Raw genomic sequence first — 17,715 nt, forward strand, 5'->3', positions numbered from 1 at the left:
CCTACTATGGAGTAGGTTTATCGAATAGTTTTTTTCCTTCAAGACGTTGGGCTCGTTTAGCAATTGCTTCTTGTAACTCCAGAAAAAAAGGAGACGGTCCTAGAAAATGGTTCGTTTCAGATTCATGTTTCTTTCCCCACGACGCATCTAATTCGGATTTAATATTTAACTGAAGGTCTAACATTGAATCTAAAGCATGCGTTTTTTGCTGGTAAGAGATTAAAAGTGTTTTACATACTTTCGCAAAACAAAGATTTTCTTGCAAAATTAATGCCGAAGTACTAAGAAAACCAATTATTCGCTCGTCTTTGTGATTTTTTTGATGCTGAACTACTAGAAATGAAAATTCTTTTAATAAAGCATAAATAAAGGAATAATCCCTATCTTCCTTCCCTTCTAACCTATATCCATCCACTAAATTTTGTAATAGTATAATGCATTCTTTACTAACTGGCATTCCTTGCTCCAAGTAAATATACACTTCTTAATTAAAAACTCTGATAGTTAATTTAGCAAGAAAAAAATAGTAATACTTTTATAATCCTTATCTTGTATGTGGCCGATATTGGGTCTATAACTTTAAGAATGAAAAGAGAACAGCTTATGTCAGAAAAGAAAACTAAAGTTAAAACCAGTTATACCAAGGAGTCTCCTACTTTTCCCGTTGAAGCCAATTCTTCTATTCTTGCAAGTATATTTAAAGGATTACCAGGAAGTATTTATTGGAAAGATAAAAATGGAGTCTACTTGGGTTGTAATGACAACATGTTGGAAATGACTGGGATGAAATCCATCATTGGGAAAACAGACTTCGAAATGCCATGGGCAGCTTCAGCAGAAACCATTCGTAATAATGACTTAAAAGTGATGTCACTTAATACTTCCTTAGAGTTGGAAGAAGCTGGAACCATAGCGAACGGACAACAAGTTGTGGTTTTAACCAGAAAAACTCCTCTCCGAGACGAAAAAGGTAATGTTATCGGTATTGTAGGGGTTTCCTTAAATATAACCAAACGTAAAAAACAGGAAGCCGATCTTCGTTCAAGCCAAGAAAAAACACAATCCACCTTGGAAAACATTCTTGCCCACATGCCAGGCCATGTTTATTGGAAAGACAAAAATGGAGTGTATTTAGGCTGCAACAACCGACAGGCTCAGAATTTAGGATTTCAATTTGGTTATGAAATTGTCGGAAAAACTGATTTTGATTTACCTTGGGGTGAGAATCAAGCTGAATTATTTCGCCAAAATGATCTTCATATCATGCAGACCGGTGAAACTGAAATCATTGAGGAAAAAGCCCAAATTGATGGGAAAAAAGCCATTGTCTTAAGTCATAAATCACCGATGCGCAATAAAAAAGGGGAAATTACAGGAGTTTTAGGTATTTCAATTAATATCACCGACAGGAAAAAAATTGAAGCGGAACTCAACATTGCTAAAGAGAAAGCTGAAGCAGCGAGTCTTGCAAAAACAGAGTTTCTCGAAAATATGCGTCACGACATACGTACCCCCCTTACTGGCATTGTGGGATTTGCAGATCTCATCAAATACGAAGCCCAAAGCTCTCGAATTAAAGAATATGCAGATAATCTAGTCGCATCAAGCCATGCGCTCCTTGATTTTATGGACGATGTCCTTGAAGCCATTCATGTAAGTTCTGGCGAAGTCCCCAAAGTGAGGAAAAAATTTGTCCTACAAAAAGTAGCTCAGCACGTTATTGATCTTAACAAAGCCAAAGCATCTGCAAAGCACTTAGATTTATCGCTGGATTTTGATCCAAATATTCCTAATTATCTCATCGGGGATCCCGTTCGAATTCATAGAATTCTTCTGGAATTGATTGCTAATTCACTAAATTTTACCGACTCAGGTTTTGTAACGCTAACAGCTCAATTAGCAAAACAAGAAAACCGTGAGGTCGTCATTAAATTCATTGTTGAAGATAGCGGTATCGGCATTCCCAAGGACAAACAACAGGAAATTTTTCTACAATTTAAACGTTTAACGCCTTCCTACAAAGGAATTTATAAAGGGGCTGGTCTAGGGCTTGCTGTAATCAAACAATTTATTGATGAATTAGATGGAGAAATATACGTTGAAAGTACGGTTGCAAAAGGCACTTCATTTACTTGCGTCATTCCCTTAAAAACTGCACTTCTTGAGGATGAAACAGGTATCGATAAAGATTACATTGATACAACCATCCCAAGATTGGAGCAAAATATTAGCCCCACCCATAAACATTCTGCTCCATTGCCAACCCCATTTAAACACCGTATCTTACTGGTTGAAGACAATACCATTGCACAAACCATTGCCAAAGAAATGCTTCATCAGTGTGATTGTCAGGTCGATGTAGCAGCTGATGGGCAATCGGCCTTACAGCTTTGGAAGAAAAATAAGTATGATTTAATTTTTATGGATATTGGTTTACCCGACATGGATGGATATCAAGTAACTCATCATATTCGAGTACAAGAAATCGCTAAAAATCATCATACCCCCATCATTGCATTAACAGCTCATATCGGTGAAGAAAACAAACAGCGATGCATTGAATCAGGTATAAACGCTGTCCTCAGCAAACCACTAACCCAAAAGAATTGTTTTGATATTTTGAACTCATTTATTCCCTCTATAGAAAAAGCAAATTCTCCCGAACATGGTCTTTTTGATTTACCAACAAAAGAAGAACAATTTTTTCAGCTCGCTGATTTTCCCCTACTTGATGTTGAAGAAGGAATTAAAACTACTGGCACAGAAGCCACACTTTGCGGAATGCTTAACCTTATGTTAAGTCACTCTTTTGTTGAAGATGTGGTCTTGCTAAAAAGAGCACATGAGCAAGCTGACTGGGAAAAAATCCAAAAACTTGCTCATAAAATAAAAGGCGGGGTGGTATATGTGGGCGCCATTCGTTTAAAAATGGCCTGCCAATATTTCGAGTACTATTGGAAATCAGGTCAACGCACTTTATTAGAACAGTTATATCAGCAAATCCTGCGCGTCATTGAGGAAACAACCTCTGAAATTAGAAAATGGATAAAAACAAAAGCACCCTATTAATCAATCTAGCATAGGGGTAGTGCAGCGGAACTCGAATTGAAAGGTGAATAATCACTTAATCGCGGGTTCCCCTGCCAGAGTTAAACAATTTGGATGAACTCAAAAACTCCCAATTACCGACTCACTCTCAGAAACAACCTCGTGAACCAATTTCAGATTCTCTACAGGTGTTTTTACAGGATATTTTTTAAAGCGAAGTGCAACAGGCCTTAAGTAGTTTGGATAATAAGGTTTTATTAAATACTCATAAGTGGCAGCCATCGCCTTATTTCTGCCACTGGGATACACTTCGAAATCATAAGCTTTTTCAGTCCACAAACACATTACCGAACACTCCTCAATCAAATAATCAAGACAGAGATTAAAGGCTCGTTCATGGTCGACCTCTGCAGCAGAAAATCGGCTCAAGTACCGGGTTAAAAATTCATCGATATTAGCATTAATTGCATTATGAAATGATTCATTGGAATTATATTCCTTTTGCACACGGAGATGATGTTCAATATAATTTTGACTGTTATACCAGTCATCCCAGCGCATAATTTCAAAAGGAATGGTTAATTCATTATAAGCTCTTTCATTTCGTTTCAACCAATCGTCCCCTTCTTTTACAGCTAACTGATATAACTCCTCAGGATCAGAATGATTCATAATACCAATTGTGTGACGTTGAACACTATCATCAACAAGAATGGTACATTGTTTAAAAGAGGCGTTAATTAATTTAATAACTGCTGCAAATTTTTCGCTCTCATGAATTGCTTGTCCAACGCTAATTGGCATAAGACAAGAAGATTGAGGAAATAGCTTTCGTTCTTCTGCTGGATTTTCTCTAAAGGAGGCCTTTACAATCCTGTTATCAATTAAGCTCATGCTTTTAAACCTCCTTTGAATTGCTTATTACTACTTTCTGCATAAAAATAAACCATATTTTATTAGATAAAAATCATTTTGTCTATTAGTTAATCACTTGCCAGCATCAATTACATAATAATTACTTAATGTTAATATTGTATAATTTGTGTAATATATGTAAATATAAATCCTAACAGCGAGTATAAAATGTCTTATAGAATAGATAATTCTGGTGGTGGTAACTGCGGATTTTATGCTTTTGCTATAGGTTTAATCAATACCATTAAAAACGAGCACGCCATCCACCAAACAAGCGCAACATACAACAGATGGAAAGAAGAAGGTCTTAGTAACGTAAACTTGCAGGACATTCTGGATGTTGATTTAAATCAATTATATCACTCCCCTAGAAATTATAAAAATGCACTCTTGTTTGAATTACAAACGTCGTTAAGAAACATCGTCTTTAATATATATAAAAACGAGCTGATTAATAGGAAAAAAGGAGAGGACGTTTTACAAGATGGACGAGCAAGAATTGAAGCGACCCCCGTTTACGATAAATTTAGAGAATTGGTTCACTTTTATTTAGATAATCAGGATTCACTCGCTGAAATAAGTCAATTTAATGAATTAGCTTTATCCCCTGAAGTTCTTTCCTTAGCAGAAAAAACCGCTCAAACGTTACGTGTTAAACTTGAAAATCCATCTTCTGATAAACCCGATATGATCGAACTACAGCATCTTCGAGATGTAGTATTGCGGGATGTGCTTTCAGAAGATAAAGTAAATCCTGGTTCTGTGATTCTAAAAGGAATAGAAAAAATTAAGGAATCAGGAAGATGGGCCACACATGATGATTTAAAAGAAATAGCAGCACATCTTGATGTAAACCTTCACGTGGTAGGTAAAGAAAATGGGGCCTCTAGACCTCATCTACCTACTATTATTCTAAATAATGAAGGTAATGCCCATTGGACCACCAGCGTTGAACAATTAACTCCGTCCACCGCTAAATCCTCTAAAGAAGTGTATGTGGAAAAAGAAGTATATGTGGAAAAATCATCTGTCTCCAAGAAAGAAGAAAGACCTTTTTCAGAAAAAGAAGAACAAGTAATAAACGCAACTGTAAGTGCTCAAGGGGAACAAGATAAAGTTAACCTCTACCGAGAAAATATAACCCAACTTATTCAAACTGCATCCAGTTTAGGGTTGTTTTCTCAAGTTAAAAATAAAATTGATCTTGATAAAATTGATAAAGCAGAGGCTCTTAAAAACGAACAGGGTGAACAAGTAGAGTCCGATGAGGCTTTTGCCGAACGTTTACAAGAAGCAGAGTTAAGACGAGTTTTGGGATAAGAATCCCAAAACTGTCCCCATACAAAAAATCTCACCCACCCACTTGTCCTATCCTTCCATTTTAACTATTTTATAAAAATTACCTATTAATTAAGGTATATTATAATGAGCAACATTCAACGTTTTATTAAAGCACAGCAAGGCCAAGGTAGGGATATTTCATTTCAGCAAGCGTACGCTGAACTTGAAGCCGGAAGCAAAAAAAGCCACTGGATATGGTATATCTTTCCCCAATTGAAACAGCTTGGCTTCAGTCCAATAGCACAGCACTTTGGTATCGCTGATTTGAAAGAAGCCTGTGATTATTTACAAAATGAACTACTTTTTCGTAATTATTACGCAATGGCTCAGTTGGTAGAACAACAATTAAAAAAACAGATTCCAATTGTATTCCTGATGCAGGGAGAGATTGACACCCTGAAACTAGTCTCCAGTATCACCCTATTTCGAGAAGCGGCTTCTTTTCTGTCACGACAAGGAAATACCCCTCAGAACTTTGATGACCTAATAAGTTGTTGTGACCAGATTCTAAATGAAACCTCAAAACAAGGTTATATTGCCTGTAAGCGGACGCTTAGTTTTGTGCAGGATCAAAAAAACCACCATCATTAGGAGTTTTTAAAACAAACCAAATTTAATGAAACGATTAGCGTGCTACTTTTTTCCTAAAACAATTTTCAAACTCTAGAAGGGTGAACTCTTTTTGTTGTATCTCCTTGCTCAATTTTACTGTGTTGTAATAAAGACACTATAATATGCTTAAAAGGTTCTTCCAATTAGTTCAGGACCAATACTTTCTCATTTGGACGTATAGAACTAAGTGGAGGATTTCTTTAAATATTTAACATACACTTTTATGGATGGCTTGATTTGATACCTTATATACAGCGTAGTTCTTACTTAAAATTACCTCCTAATTTTTATGAAGTGATTGAGCCCACACCCATTGTAGATCCTTATTTAATCAAATTTAATCAAGAGTTAGCTTCTTATCTTTGTGCTCCCCATTCCCCTTCTTTTAGGGAATCAGACATAGTCCCTTTTTATGCCGGAAATGTGGTTCCTCCACATCTTGAAACTATTGCATTAGCCTACGCGGGACATCAGTTTGGATACTACGTTCCTCTTTTAGGTGATGGTCGTGCCGTATTACTTGGTGAAATACGCAGCCAAGATGGAACTCTATGGGATATTCAACTCAAAGGTTCTGGAAAAACAATGTTTTCGCGTACCGGTGATGGCAGAGCGCCACTTTCTGCTGTGTTAAGAGAATATCTGATCAGTGAGGCAATGCATGGCTTAAATATTCCAACCACTCGTTGCTTGGCTGCAATTGCAAGCAAAGAACAAATTTATCGACAAAACGGTCCAGTACCATTAGGTGTATTAACCCGAGTAGCTTCAAGTAGCTTACGAGTTGGCTCTTTCGAATATGCTGCAGCTCAAAAAGACGATCAGTTACTTAGAGCTTTGGCTAACTATGCTCTTGAAAGACACTACCCTGAACTTTTACCCAGTGCGAACCCTTATCTTGAATTATTTAAAAAAGTTGTTGATCGACAAGCCCATCTTATTGCGGAATGGATGGGAGTAGGCTTTATTCATGGAGTCATGAATACGGATAATATGACCATATCGGGAGAAACGATAGATTATGGTCCCTGTGCTTTCATGGACGAATTTGATTTTGGTACGGTATACAGTTCTATTGATGTTATGGGACGTTATGCTTATGGAAATCAAGCCGCCATCGCAAAATGGAATTTAGCACAATTGAGTCTGGCTTTACTTCCGCTATTTAAAGACGAGAGGGATCTGCAACACATGCAAGAAGCGCTTCACTCATTTACAGAGCGGTTCTCTAAATATTGGAATAAAAAAGTAAGAGAGAAATTAGGACTCTTTGATGAGAATATTCAACCGGTTGAGCTTATCAAAACCTTCTTCGAATTATTACAACAACATAAACCAGATTTTACAAATATTTTTCGTCTCCTGAGTAAAGCCCTCTACTCTGAGCGCTCTCAACTCGATGTAATCAATGCATTAGGAAATCAACCCAGCAGCAAACAGTGGGTTTCTGATTGGGTGAATTGTATTAAACAACAAAAAATTGGGATCAACGAAATACAAAATAAAATGAACCGGGTAAATCCTGCCTATATTCCCAGAAACCATTTAGTTGAAAACGCAATTCGAGATTTCATTGAGCAAAACGACAACACCTTAATGGATAGTCTTTTAACGGTCTTAAAAAATCCTTATCATCAACAAAAAGAAACAGAACATTTACAATGTTTGCCCTTGCCTCATGAGCGAGTCTACCAAACATTCTGTGGCACTTAGCCTAGCAGCACAGCGTAATCCCGGATTTAGCCATTCGACTTACCACAAAATCCGGGTTTTGTGCTGCCCGTGTTATACAAAAATAAAATTAAAGTATTTTTTGATAAAGAACTTCTTTTAATAAAGCGCCATCCTCGTAAAATTCTGCTAATTTAGTGGAGGTTGTGGCTTCAAAACCTAAAGCATCATAGAATTTTCGTGCTTGAATATTGTCTTCAAATACCCAGAGCAATATTTTTTTGTATCCCTGATTTGCAAGTTCAGAAATTGCTGCGAGGCATAATTGGGTACCCAATCCTCTCCGCCAGTACTCAGGATTCAAATAAATTGCACTGATTTCTCCCATCGTATCATCAGCACTAAAATCACGAAAAGGACAAATACTCGCAAAACCAATAATTTGGTTATGAACTTCCATGACTAATACTTTAACTTCCTGTTCTATCAAATCACGCCACTGCTGAGTTCGCTCTTTTAAGGACAGATTTTGTAATATAATTTCGGGAATAAAATCTCGATACATCTTTTGCCAGGAACAGATATGAATTTGTGCTATAGCCTCGGCATCATCTAATGTCGCTGTTCGGATATTGGGCATTACATTTTTAGTCATAATAAAAACCTTAAAGACGCAATTAATTTCTATTTGCAGATAAATTATTCACGTTTTTTAAAATTCAACTTTAGATAACCTAATATGTAATATGCTATGTTAGAATGGAAAAATTGTCACTAAAAAGGATTTAGCTATGGAAAAAATCAAAAAGAAAGAACAAATAATCATTGGGGCTTTTGCCTTATTTTTTTCGTCAATAGTCACCGCAGAAACAGTCACTAGCGATGTGGCTACCACAAATGGAGCTTCAGTTGGAAAAATCGTGTTTGAAGATGGCAAGTATGGATTACTTATAACCCCTCACCTGACCGGACTTCCTGCGGGTATTCATGGTTTTCACATCCATCAACATCCTGATTGTGGTGACCACGCTAAAAATGCAGGTTCTCATTTGGACCCAATGAACACCCAAAAACATCTTGGTCCATTTAACCAAGGTCATTTAGGTGATTTACCGGTATTAATGGTTGATAGCAATGGAGCTGCTAATGTGCCAATCTTAGCACCTCGCTTAACTACCAAAGACATCAAAGGACACTCCATCATGGTTCACGCAGGCGGAGATAATTACAGCGATAATCCTCCTTTAGGAGGTGGTGGTGATCGTATTGCGTGTGGAAAAATCCCTTCATAGTAAGAAAAGAGTTTATCCGGATTCAGATATAATCTCATCCGGTTTTCCATATTTTTGAATTTTTTATTGAAAGTATTTTCTTTCTTATTATTAATTGGCATGATACGCCCCAAAATAATAATAAGGGAAATGTGATGTCTAGTTTTTTTTCAAAAATTGAATCAACCTGGCGAGGATACCATAGCCTGAGAGCTAAATATGCTGATTTAATTCCTATACCGGAACCCTCCTATTTTGGTCCAATTCATGACATATCTACTTTTACTGACTTACTTGTGCGCCCTATTCACAGCCCACTTTGGTTAGGTGTGAATGCGTTATTGCTCTTTTTGAAAAGTTTTATTTATTTAGCCGCTACTGCATTATTACTAATACCTGCTTTATTATTAGCAGTCTTTGCACCCCGATCCCAAATAAGTGCGGGTGCTTGTTCCTCATTTAAAGCAAGCGCAGCACATACAATTGTAGATGCAACCATGGGTGTTATTGCAACATGCGCCGCACTCGCTTCTATTGTTTTTAATCCAATATATTTACTTACTCGATGTCTAAGCACTGTGGTTGAACACTTAAATGAAGTGACGGAATCCTGTTGTGGACTAACTATTGCGCGATTTAATTAATTAGTAAATTTAATTCAAAACATGAAGCGAAATCCGAGTCAAATTGAATGCAGCTCCTTTTCGCTTCACCTATAGAATTAATCGGATCGACTGTATTTACCAATTAATTCAGTTTGTTCAATGATATGATTTTGCATGGCGGTCTCTATTTCTTTTTTTGTAGCATGTTCTCCCAGAGTCAATGAGGTATCTAAAGCATAGAGTTTGAAGGAATACCGATGAGTACCTTTTGGGGGACAAGGTCCACCATAGCCTGTTTTACCCCAACTATTTTGTGCACTTATTGCGTTCGAAGGTATACCAGTTTCCAATTTAAGCTCATGACAATCAGGAGGTACATTAAATAATATCCAGTGTACCCATAAACCCATTGGCGCGTCTGGATCATCCATGATTAAAACAAAAGATTGAGTATTTTTGGGTATATCGCTCCACACCAAGGGTGGCGAATGATCAGTACCATCACAAGTATATTCTCTGGGAATAAACTCATTATGAACAAATGCAGGGCTTTCAAGTATCATTACACACTCCTTGTAATGGAACATTTAATTGCAATTTAGACTATTTTTGAGCAAAAATACAGGAGTGTGATAGGGAATCATTAAACTAGATCGTTAATTTTCCTCTTAAAATCTGCCAAAACATGACGAAATCACCCATCAGGCTATATAAGGGATAATGAAATGTCGCGGGTTTATTTTTTTCATAAACAAAATGCCCAATCCAGGCAAATCCATAGCCAGCTATAAGCATCAAAATGAGCCAATAACCATGGCCAGTATAAAGAAAAAAAATAAAACTTAAACAAGCTAGAAGAGTGCCTAAAGCATGCAAGCGCCGACACATGCGTGTTTGATGCTCATTGAGATAAAATAAATAGAACTCATCAAAGTTTTTAAATTTCTTATACTTTTTCATACAAATTAAGAAAGTCCTGTTAATTTTTTAAATTATAGTTTAAAAGCGCATTTCAATGTTATTATTAAAATAAGGATGGTTTTTTATTAATCAACGTGGTGACTTATCTAGAATGAATGAGATCAATGTAGAACAATTAAAAAATCTACTGGATGAAGCAACAAAAAGTATTAAATCCTCAGAACGTCTTCTTGATGAATTAAAGAATGCACCTATAGAAGAAGATTCTTCTATGGAAGATACAATTTGTTCCATCCAATTAGTTCTACAATATCGTTTAAGTAATCAAGATACTCTGGCTTTACTTTTAAGCATTGATCAAAACTTGCTTTATCTCTTGGATATTCAGCCGCGAAATTCATCTAAAATGAATATGGATCGTCTTGCCTATGCTTTGGGAAATGAAGATTTAAAACAAGTCATTCATGTGCTTACGTCACTCGTTAATTCTCTACTAAGAATTACCCACCGTTATCAAAAAGATCACTTAAATTTTGAATTAAAAGCACATCAAGGTAGACACATCAAGCAAAACACATTTATTAAAGGAATGCAAAAACTGATTTTCCAACACGATCATTTTTTAAACTTGATGCGTAAACTAGCAGAAAATGTGACCCTCCTTTTAGAGTATCAATCCGTAGGACCACTTTTTGATCATATAGCCGCGCTCAGAGGTCCCATATCCCAATTTTATCAAGCCACATTACATGGTCTTGGGGTAGCGAAAGAGCTTTATGAAAAAATTAATAAGAACGAGTTGTTGAATCAAAAAGTGGAGATTCTCTTAAAACAAGCTGAAGAAGTGCTCAATATTATGCCTTCAATTTATAAACCGCACCCTCATTATACTTTGACCCCTCCAAGTAATACCTTGACTCAACCAAGCAGCACACTAACGCTACCAAGAGCACCATCGCCTGAGCAATTAGAACAGCGTGCCGCAGCCAAACGATTAAGACCTTTTTTCAATTAGAGATGAGGTCTCGTAGCCGACAACGCAACGCTTACCTGAGAGCCCAGGTTTGCTGCGCTTCACCCAGGCTACAAGTTTACGTTGACATCGTCGCGTGAATGGTTACAAATAACAACCAATGCCATCATAACCAATTACATGACATGACTTATAAGCGCTTTGCTCAAGTCGATAACGTACAGAACCATAATTGGCAATAATGGTTCCATTTTTAGTTTGCTCTACCTGAGGTTTTCGATAGTCCTCTGAACGCTCACAGGCAGCATGATCTTGTATCCAAATTCCCCCTTTTGAAACAATACGCGCATTACTTGGGCTCAGTCGGTTATTTCCACAATTTTTAATGACCAAATGCTCTATTTTGGGGGCTGAAAAAATTAGATCATAACCAGCTGCCGCCGCTTTTACTGCGTTTTCAGCATCCAAAATACCATGCCCACAAGGTTTTTTACCCACACAAGATTTATTCGCATCATTACTGACTCCAAAATCATGTGTTGTTGAATACAATAATTGTTCTACTTGTTCTGGACTAAGTACTTTCTCACTTGCAGCAAAAACTAATCCGGCAACTCCGGCAACATGAGGGGTTGCCATACTGGTACCTTGATAAAAATCGAAGCCCGAGCCATTATATCCACCTCCAGGGTTCACTGTGGATAAAATTCCTCCCCAAATGCCATAACGCTTGTCTCCTCCTGGAGCAGCTAAAGTAACACTTGGACCATAGTTTGAAAAATAGGATCTAAGGCCTTCGGGTCCTGTAGAAGCTACTTTAATGGTTCCATTACAAATCGCGGGTGCATTAAAATGCTCCCAAACGTTGTCATTTCCCGCTGCGACAGCCAATACCGCACCTTTTTTGCGTGCAAAAAAGACTGCTTCTTGTAATGCTTGATCACAATAGTCTATTTCATCTTTAGGACCTCTATCGACTCCAAAACTCATGTTCAATATCTTTGCTGGATGAATGTTTGGTGGTATTCCAGGGACGTCGCCACCTACAGCCCAATATATGGCATTAATGACGTAGCTTTCATAAAACATTCCATTAGCTGCAGGAATTTTTAAAGGAAGGATTTTTAAATCCTCACCCATCCCACTCATCACACTGCCATAACCAGCAATCGTCCCAGCAACATGAGTGCCATGGTACGAGCGGGTTTCATCAACCAAATTATTATTATTTCCCGCAAAATTCCAACCCCATAAATTACCTGAACTATCTTTTACTAGGTTATTTATTAAACTGTCATTTAAAGCAATTCCCGTATCTAAGACTGCAACTACTATGGGCTTTTTGGAAAGACCCGTGGTGTAGGCCCAAGCACCATCTCTAAATCCAGGCTTTGACTCCAACATAATTCCTGCGGGTCGAGAAAATTCATCCCACTGACTTTCATGAGATAATATATCACCGGCACCTAAAATCTCAGGATCCGGAACCGGTTTAAAATAACTTACTCTATCTTTAACTGCATATAAAACTTGAGGATTGTTGCGCAAACGTTCTAAAACCAAGGACGTAGGATCTTCATTATCGTTTTGAACCAAAGTACTGTTTGTTGAGTCTAAAATTAGTAAAAAGGCCCCATTGGCCATAGGATTTAATTCTTTAACCGGTAATTGGGTTATCTGTTTTATTTGTGTTTTTAAAGATGAAACACTTGTCATTTGTTCTTTATATTTGATTATTACTCGCACTGTATCTTCACCCGAAGCGGCAAAAATACCTTGTGTAATAATTAAAAGACCTAAACCTAAAATCCCTGATTTAAACATGCCACAATCTCCTTATAAAAATACATCGAAATTCAGTATGCTATAAGAAAAAAAGCAAAACAAGATGAACCATATCCCAAAATTTTACGCTAATGTTCTTAATGTATTATGCTTAAAATAGATTTTGAAATTCTTAATGCACTTTATATACTGCATTCATCCTTCGTTTATTTTAAAAAATGTTTATGAACTTACGAAATCTATTTTATAACATGGCCATTCAATGCATACGAAAAGTGCAATCCTTATTTGGAATCATAACTATGGGGCCACGCGCTATTATTCTAAATCAGGAAAATCAAGTTCTGTTGGTAAAACACACTTATGAACCCTATTGGTTTCTTCCAGGTGGCGGGGTAAAAAAAGGTGAAACGGTAAAAGAAGCCTTAATACGTGAATTAAACGAAGAGGTTGGAATAATCCCAACTGAAGAACCGAAATTATTTGGGATTTATTTTCATATCTACATGGGAGTCCATGACTATCCGATTGTTTTTATCATTAAACATTTTAATTCCATAAAAACTCATTCTTACGAAATTGAACAAATGGCTTGGTTCGATTACCATAATTTGCCTGAATTGGTGAGTCCGGGAACAAAGCGTAGACTGGATGAATATTTTTCTCAAAACGCTCAATCAGACAGATGGTGAATTGTTGCACATCCTGTCTCATTGAGAAAAATTAGACTCGCAGTCTGGGTAAAGGCGCAAGGCGTAGCCCCGGGAAGAAATTAAGAAAAACCCGGGGTCACTCTGCTACGCAGTACAAATCAATAGCGATATTGCTCTGGCTTATAAGGACCATTGATTTCCACGCCTAAATAATCTGCTTGTTCTTTCGTGAGTGGGGTTAATTTTGCTCCAATTCTCTCCAAATGCAAGCGAGCTACTTTTTCATCCAATAACTTGGGAAGAACATAAACTTGTCGATCATATTGAGCAGCATTTTTAAATAATTCGATTTGCGCCAAAATTTGGTTGGAAAAAGATGCTGACATCACGAAACTTGGATGCCCTGTAGCACATCCTAGATTGACCAATCGTCCCTCAGCTAAAAGGATTAATCGCTTACCATCTGGGAATATAATGTGGTCCACTTGGGGCTTTATATTCTCCCATTGATATTTCTTTAAGCTGTGCACATCGATTTCAGAATCAAAATGACCAATATTGCATAAAATAGCCTGATTTCGCATACGTTTCATGTGATCGTGAGTCACTACATGGTAATTACCCGTGGCGGTCACAACGATATCTACCTGTTCAGCAACATCATCCAGAGTTACTACCCGATATCCTTCCATTGCAGCTTGCAGCGCGCAAATGGGATCAATTTCTGCAATTAGAACATTTGCACCTTGACCTCGTAATGCTTGCGCACATCCCTTCCCTACATCTCCATAACCTAAAATTAAAGCGACCTTTCCAGCTATCATTACATCGGTCGCACGTTTTATTCCATCAAGCAAGGACTCACGACAACCGTACATATTATCAAATTTGGATTTAGTTACTGAATCATTCACATTAATCGCTGGGATTTTTAAATCACCCTTTCTAGCCATTTCATATAACCGCGCAACGCCTGTAGTTGTTTCTTCAGAAACCCCTTTAATTCCTGTTAATAGTTCTGGGAATTTTTGGTGAACCATTTGTGTCAAATCGCCACCATCATCAAGCAACAAATTAGGAGACCAATCATTGGGTCCAATGAGAGTTTGCTCCACGCACCACCAATATTCTTCTTCAGTTTCACCTTTCCAGGCAAATACTGGAATACCCTTTGCGGCAATAGCTGCAGCAGCATGGTCTTGGGTAGAAAATATATTACATGAAGACCAACGAACTTCGGCGCCTAACGCAGTCAGCGTTTCAATCAGCACTGCAGTTTGTATTGTCATATGCAAACAACCTGCAACCCGAGCACCCTTTAATGGCTTGGTTGCAGCAAACTCTTCACGCAAAGCCATTAATCCTGGCATTTCAGTCTCGGCAATCGCAATTTCTTTGCGTCCCCACGAAGCCAGTGACATATCAGCTACTTTATAATCTTTCGTCATATTGCTCCCTGCCTCTACCTTATTGACTAGTTCCATTAGCTCTCCTTATAAAGCTTTGCTTAACTCCGTCACCTTGTCCAAACGTTCCCAAGGAAAATTCTCACGTCCATAATGGCCATAAGTTGCGGTTTGCTTGTAGATCGGACGAAGCAAATCATGATATTCGATAATACCTTGTGGTGTTAAATCAAAATGAGAGTGAATTAATTCAATAATTTCATTATCTGATAAACGACCGGTACCGAATGTTTCAACAAAAATTGACGTGGGTTCTGCAACCCCAATCGCGTAAGAAATTTGTAGCTCACATTTATCAGCCAATCCAGCCGCTACAATATTTTTTGCCACATGCCGTGCTGCATAAGCGGCAGAACGATCCACTTTAGAGGGATCCTTACCTGAAAAACATCCTCCGCCATGTCGCGCCATACCACCATAAGTATCAACGATAATTTTACGACCAGTTAATCCACAGTCCCCTAACGGGCCACCAATAACAAAACGACCTGTTGGATTAATGAAATAACGTGTTTTATGAGTCAACCATTCGCTGGGTAATGTAGTTTTAATAATTTCTTCACGCACCGCTTCAACTAAATCATTATATCCAATTTCAGTTGCGTGCTGTGTTGAAAAAACAACGGTATCCACTTCAACGGGTATACCACTTTCATATTTTAGGGTTATTTGACATTTAGCATCGGGTCGCAACCAGGGTAATGCTCCTGATTTACGCAAATGAGCCTGTTTTTCCATCAAACGATGTGCATAAGCGATTGGAGCAGGCATATACACATCGGTTTCACGGCTGGCATAACCAAACATTAAACCTTGATCTCCGGCACCCAGCATTTTAGTTTCTTTATTGTCTACGCCCTGTGCAATATCAGGGGATTGCTTACCTATGGCAGAAAGTACTGCACAAGACTCCCAATCAAAACCCATTTGTGAGCTGTTATAACCTATATCTTTAACGACTTGTCGCGTTACGGCTTCCACATCAACCCATGCTTTAGTAGTAATTTCACCACCAACTAACACCATACCTGTTTTAACGAAGACCTCGCAAGCAACACGGGCAGCAGGATCTTGCGTTAAAATAGCATCTAAAATTGCATCTGAAATCTGATCTGCTATTTTGTCAGGATGTCCTTCAGAAACTGATTCAGAAGTAAAAACGTGACTTTCATTCATTAGTTAATCCTCTAATTATATGTGTATATCCTATTTCATCAATTGTATAAATTCATTAAATATTATTTCTATATCGTGAGGTCCAGGGCTTGCTTCTGGGTGTCCCTGAAAGCCCAATGCTGGCTTTTCCTTATGTCTAATGCCTTGAAGAGTATTATCAAATAATGAACGGTGCGTGACGGAAAGACAGTCAGGTAAGCTCTCTTCATCCACTGCAAAACCATGGTTTTGACTGGTTATAAAAACACGTTTTTTCCCTTCCGTTTCAATGACAGGATGATTGGCGCCGTGGTGGCCAAATTTCATTTTTTTGGTTACTCCACCACAAGCTAAAGCCAAAATTTGAAAACCCAGGCAAATCCCGAATAGAGGAATATTATGCTTTAAAAACTCTTGGGTGGCGCGGATTGCATAATCACATGCCTGTGGATCCCCAGGACCATTTGATAAAAATACACCATCAGGATTCATAGCCAAAACTTCTGCAGCAGAAGTTTTTGCTGGGACTAAAGTTAGATGACACCCTTTATCATGTAAAATACGCAAGATATTGTGCTTTACTCCAAAATCATAAGCAACTACATGAAATTTTTGGGGCTGAGAGTCTGTCCCCCACTCACCTTGACCTTCATGCCACCGTTCTATAGTTTTTCTTGAAACCTCTAGCGCCAAATCCACACCCTGCAATCCAGAGAAGGATTTTGCTTTCGCTAAAACCGCTTCAGGATTCTCTACATCGGTACTGATGCAAGCTCCCACGGCACCGTGTTCTCGTAAACGCAAGGTCAAATCTCGAGTATCAATTCCAGCAATTGCAACCACACCATTTTTTTTGAGCCAATCTGTGAGCGATTGTTCCGCGCGATAATTACTATGGATTATTGAAGAATTCCGGAGAACTAAGCCTGCAGCCCAAACTTTATTTGACTCCATGTCTTCATGCGTACATCCAGTATTCCCCACATGTGCGGTAGTCAAAGTAATGATTTGCCGTGTATAAGAAGGGTCAGTGAGCATTTCCTGATAACCCGTCATAGAAGTATTAAAAACCAACTCTCCGACACAATCGCCTGTTGCCCCTACCGAAATACCTTCATAAACAGTTCCATCGGCTAATACTAAAATTGCTGGTTGGTTCATCATGGTTCTACTCTATTAGTCTGGTTGTCAATGTGCCTCCAGTAGCCTGAGTGAAGCGAACCGTAACCCGGAAGTTTTCTACACCTAACCCGGGTTACAATGTCTCCTTTTGATATGGAGTCATAACGATTACAAATC

17 protein-coding genes are annotated in these 17,715 nt (G+C 38.0%); 8 read left to right on the forward strand and 9 right to left on the reverse strand.

Annotation, left to right across the window (positions count from 1 at the left end):
• Positions 1-4: 4 nt before the first annotated feature.
• Complete coding sequence (locus ACWTE2_RS04355) at positions 5-457, reverse strand: hypothetical protein (protein ID WP_182391272.1); 453 nt, start codon at positions 455-457, stop codon at positions 5-7.
• A gap of 146 nt (positions 458-603) precedes the next feature.
• Here ACWTE2_RS04355 and ACWTE2_RS04360 point away from each other — a divergent pair, with 146 nt between their 5' ends.
• Positions 604-3,069 carry a PAS domain-containing sensor histidine kinase gene (locus ACWTE2_RS04360; protein WP_454784307.1) on the forward strand — a complete coding sequence of 822 codons (2,466 nt, stop codon included), beginning with the start codon at positions 604-606 and terminating at the stop codon, positions 3,067-3,069.
• Positions 3,070-3,168: 99 nt separating this feature from the next.
• On the opposite strand, the gene ACWTE2_RS04365 is transcribed toward ACWTE2_RS04360, so the two are convergent.
• The gene (locus ACWTE2_RS04365) at positions 3,169-3,942 is read right to left on the reverse strand and encodes a tRNA-dependent cyclodipeptide synthase (RefSeq protein ID WP_454784308.1); all 774 of its coding nucleotides are present in this window, start codon (positions 3,940-3,942) and stop codon (positions 3,169-3,171) included.
• A gap of 189 nt (positions 3,943-4,131) precedes the next feature.
• Here ACWTE2_RS04365 and ACWTE2_RS04370 point away from each other — a divergent pair, with 189 nt between their 5' ends.
• The 3 genes from ACWTE2_RS04370 to ACWTE2_RS04380 all read left to right on the forward strand — a co-directional run bounded on the left by ACWTE2_RS04370 (position 4,132) and on the right by ACWTE2_RS04380 (position 7,629).
• The gene (locus tag ACWTE2_RS04370) at positions 4,132-5,283 is read left to right on the forward strand and encodes a hypothetical protein (RefSeq protein ID WP_454784309.1); all 1,152 of its coding nucleotides are present in this window, start codon (positions 4,132-4,134) and stop codon (positions 5,281-5,283) included.
• Between the two features lie 105 nt (positions 5,284-5,388).
• Positions 5,389-5,895, forward strand: coding sequence for a DUF1810 family protein (locus ACWTE2_RS04375; protein WP_454784310.1), 507 nt, complete (start codon positions 5,389-5,391; stop codon positions 5,893-5,895).
• 258 nt (positions 5,896-6,153) lie between these two features.
• Entirely contained in the window at positions 6,154-7,629 is a 1,476-nt protein-coding gene (locus ACWTE2_RS04380; protein ID WP_454784311.1) for a protein adenylyltransferase SelO, read from the forward strand.
• A gap of 88 nt (positions 7,630-7,717) precedes the next feature.
• Here the strand turns inward: ACWTE2_RS04380 and ACWTE2_RS04385 are convergent, their stop codons facing one another.
• Positions 7,718-8,242: a GNAT family N-acetyltransferase gene (locus ACWTE2_RS04385; RefSeq protein WP_454784312.1), complete on the reverse strand. Its 525-nt coding sequence runs from the start codon at positions 8,240-8,242 to the stop codon at positions 7,718-7,720.
• Positions 8,243-8,378: 136 nt separating this feature from the next.
• Here ACWTE2_RS04385 and ACWTE2_RS04390 point away from each other — a divergent pair, with 136 nt between their 5' ends.
• Positions 8,379-8,879 carry a superoxide dismutase family protein gene (locus ACWTE2_RS04390; RefSeq protein WP_454784313.1) on the forward strand — a complete coding sequence of 167 codons (501 nt, stop codon included), beginning with the start codon at positions 8,379-8,381 and terminating at the stop codon, positions 8,877-8,879.
• Between the two features lie 134 nt (positions 8,880-9,013).
• The gene (locus ACWTE2_RS04395; protein WP_454784314.1) at positions 9,014-9,502 is read left to right on the forward strand and encodes a hypothetical protein; all 489 of its coding nucleotides are present in this window, start codon (positions 9,014-9,016) and stop codon (positions 9,500-9,502) included.
• Positions 9,503-9,579: 77 nt separating this feature from the next.
• On the opposite strand, the gene ACWTE2_RS04400 is transcribed toward ACWTE2_RS04395, so the two are convergent.
• Together ACWTE2_RS04400 and ACWTE2_RS04405 are read right to left on the reverse strand one after the other, a co-directional pair.
• Positions 9,580-10,026: a YbhB/YbcL family Raf kinase inhibitor-like protein gene (locus tag ACWTE2_RS04400; RefSeq protein WP_182391280.1), complete on the reverse strand. Its 447-nt coding sequence runs from the start codon at positions 10,024-10,026 to the stop codon at positions 9,580-9,582.
• Positions 10,027-10,111: 85 nt separating this feature from the next.
• On the reverse strand, positions 10,112-10,423 hold the full coding sequence (locus tag ACWTE2_RS04405; RefSeq protein WP_454784315.1) for an Mpo1-like protein: 312 nt from the start codon (positions 10,421-10,423) through the stop codon (positions 10,112-10,114).
• 112 nt (positions 10,424-10,535) lie between these two features.
• Here ACWTE2_RS04405 and ACWTE2_RS04410 point away from each other — a divergent pair, with 112 nt between their 5' ends.
• Entirely contained in the window at positions 10,536-11,399 is an 864-nt protein-coding gene (locus tag ACWTE2_RS04410; protein WP_182391282.1) for a hypothetical protein, read from the forward strand.
• A 102-nt stretch (positions 11,400-11,501) separates the two neighbouring features.
• Here the strand turns inward: ACWTE2_RS04410 and ACWTE2_RS04415 are convergent, their stop codons facing one another.
• Entirely contained in the window at positions 11,502-13,181 is a 1,680-nt protein-coding gene (locus tag ACWTE2_RS04415; protein WP_454784316.1) for a S8 family serine peptidase, read from the reverse strand.
• Between the two features lie 263 nt (positions 13,182-13,444).
• Here ACWTE2_RS04415 and ACWTE2_RS04420 point away from each other — a divergent pair, with 263 nt between their 5' ends.
• Positions 13,445-13,834 (forward strand): NUDIX domain-containing protein, encoded by a 390-nt coding sequence (locus ACWTE2_RS04420; RefSeq protein ID WP_454784317.1) that lies wholly within the window; start codon positions 13,445-13,447, stop codon positions 13,832-13,834.
• A gap of 119 nt (positions 13,835-13,953) precedes the next feature.
• Here ACWTE2_RS04420 and ahcY read toward each other — a convergent pair whose 3' ends face one another.
• The 3 genes from ahcY to carA are packed head-to-tail and all read right to left on the reverse strand — an operon-like array spanning position 13,954 to position 17,580.
• On the reverse strand, positions 13,954-15,279 hold the full coding sequence (ahcY, locus tag ACWTE2_RS04425) for an adenosylhomocysteinase (RefSeq protein WP_454784318.1): 1,326 nt from the start codon (positions 15,277-15,279) through the stop codon (positions 13,954-13,956).
• Between the two features lie 9 nt (positions 15,280-15,288).
• Positions 15,289-16,437 carry a methionine adenosyltransferase gene (gene metK / locus ACWTE2_RS04430; RefSeq protein ID WP_182391286.1) on the reverse strand — a complete coding sequence of 383 codons (1,149 nt, stop codon included), beginning with the start codon at positions 16,435-16,437 and terminating at the stop codon, positions 15,289-15,291.
• A gap of 30 nt (positions 16,438-16,467) precedes the next feature.
• Positions 16,468-17,580, reverse strand: a complete 1,113-nt coding sequence (carA, locus tag ACWTE2_RS04435) for a glutamine-hydrolyzing carbamoyl-phosphate synthase small subunit (protein WP_454784319.1) — start codon at positions 17,578-17,580, stop codon at positions 16,468-16,470.
• Positions 17,581-17,715 lie beyond the last annotated feature (135 nt).

The sequence above is a fragment of the Legionella nigrisilvae genome (assembly GCF_977063395.2).

What these genes read in the sequence shown, in the direction of transcription:
- ACWTE2_RS04355 (WP_182391272.1), bottom strand. Translation starts at nt 457, where the DNA reads ATGCCAGTTAGTAAAGAATGCATTATACTATTACAAAATTTAGTGGAT.
- ACWTE2_RS04360 (WP_454784307.1), top strand. Translation starts at nt 604, where the DNA reads ATGTCAGAAAAGAAAACTAAAGTTAAAACCAGTTATACCAAGGAGTCT.
- ACWTE2_RS04365 (WP_454784308.1), bottom strand. Translation starts at nt 3,942, where the DNA reads ATGAGCTTAATTGATAACAGGATTGTAAAGGCCTCCTTTAGAGAAAAT.
- ACWTE2_RS04370 (WP_454784309.1), top strand. Translation starts at nt 4,132, where the DNA reads ATGTCTTATAGAATAGATAATTCTGGTGGTGGTAACTGCGGATTTTAT.
- ACWTE2_RS04375 (WP_454784310.1), top strand. Translation starts at nt 5,389, where the DNA reads ATGAGCAACATTCAACGTTTTATTAAAGCACAGCAAGGCCAAGGTAGG.
- ACWTE2_RS04385 (WP_454784312.1), bottom strand. Translation starts at nt 8,242, where the DNA reads ATGACTAAAAATGTAATGCCCAATATCCGAACAGCGACATTAGATGAT.
- ACWTE2_RS04390 (WP_454784313.1), top strand. Translation starts at nt 8,379, where the DNA reads ATGGAAAAAATCAAAAAGAAAGAACAAATAATCATTGGGGCTTTTGCC.
- ACWTE2_RS04395 (WP_454784314.1), top strand. Translation starts at nt 9,014, where the DNA reads ATGTCTAGTTTTTTTTCAAAAATTGAATCAACCTGGCGAGGATACCAT.
- ACWTE2_RS04400 (WP_182391280.1), bottom strand. Translation starts at nt 10,026, where the DNA reads ATGATACTTGAAAGCCCTGCATTTGTTCATAATGAGTTTATTCCCAGA.
- ACWTE2_RS04405 (WP_454784315.1), bottom strand. Translation starts at nt 10,423, where the DNA reads ATGAAAAAGTATAAGAAATTTAAAAACTTTGATGAGTTCTATTTATTT.
- ACWTE2_RS04410 (WP_182391282.1), top strand. Translation starts at nt 10,536, where the DNA reads ATGAATGAGATCAATGTAGAACAATTAAAAAATCTACTGGATGAAGCA.
- ACWTE2_RS04415 (WP_454784316.1), bottom strand. Translation starts at nt 13,181, where the DNA reads ATGTTTAAATCAGGGATTTTAGGTTTAGGTCTTTTAATTATTACACAA.
- ACWTE2_RS04420 (WP_454784317.1), top strand. Translation starts at nt 13,445, where the DNA reads ATGGGGCCACGCGCTATTATTCTAAATCAGGAAAATCAAGTTCTGTTG.
- ahcY (WP_454784318.1), bottom strand. Translation starts at nt 15,279, where the DNA reads ATGGAACTAGTCAATAAGGTAGAGGCAGGGAGCAATATGACGAAAGAT.
- metK (WP_182391286.1), bottom strand. Translation starts at nt 16,437, where the DNA reads ATGAATGAAAGTCACGTTTTTACTTCTGAATCAGTTTCTGAAGGACAT.
- carA (WP_454784319.1), bottom strand. Translation starts at nt 17,580, where the DNA reads ATGATGAACCAACCAGCAATTTTAGTATTAGCCGATGGAACTGTTTAT.